The sequence below is a fragment of the Variovorax sp. P4_D9 genome, assembly GCF_056401695.1.
This window is the reverse complement of the sequence record NZ_JBFUIU010001737.1, coordinates 1-585: the sequence shown is the minus strand read 5'-3', so window position 1 is coordinate 585 and position 585 is coordinate 1. Positions and strand designations below refer to the sequence as shown.

Below are 585 nucleotides of genomic sequence, written 5' to 3'. Positions count from 1 at the left end.
GTAGGCGCCGATGCCCACGCTGTCGGCAAAGCGCTCGGCGCCTTCCTTGCCCGGCCGCGCGGCAACGCCGATGTGCTGTTCGAGCACCGTGAACTCTGCCTCGATGCGCCGCCCCTCGCGGTAGTAAGCCTGCTTGGCCAGTCCGTCGGTGGTACCCAGCACATCGCCCCGCAGCCTCAGGCCCTTGTAGCCTTGGCCGCCGTCATGGCGTGGCGCGTCGGTCTGCATCCAGTAGAAGAAGGCCAGGCTGAACTGCCGGGCTTCTTCCAGTGCGACCGCTTGCGCGTCCGGCGTGACGCCGACGACCGGTTTTTCCCAATAGTCCATTTGCGGCCAGTTCGCCAGCGTAATGTCGCTCGCGTAGCTGCCTGGGGTGAAATGCTGGCGGTAGGCGATGCGCCGTGCGTGCCACAGGTCGTAGAGCGATTCAGTGTCGGTCGGGCCCACGAACAGCGGCCGCTCGCGCGGCTTGTGCGTCACGAAGTCGCTCAGGGTCCAGCTCAATTGCGGGCCGGGCCAGCAGTCGAGCTGCAAGGTCTTCAGACGTTCGTAGCCGGCGGGTTTCTCGATCGTGTGGTCTTCGCC

1 protein-coding gene is annotated in these 585 nt (G+C 66.2%); it reads right to left on the bottom strand.

Going from position 1 to position 585, the window contains the following annotated elements:
- Positions 1-585 (bottom strand): FAD-dependent oxidoreductase (locus AC1DY5_RS58065; protein WP_478123103.1); only part of this gene is annotated, 585 nt, incomplete at both ends.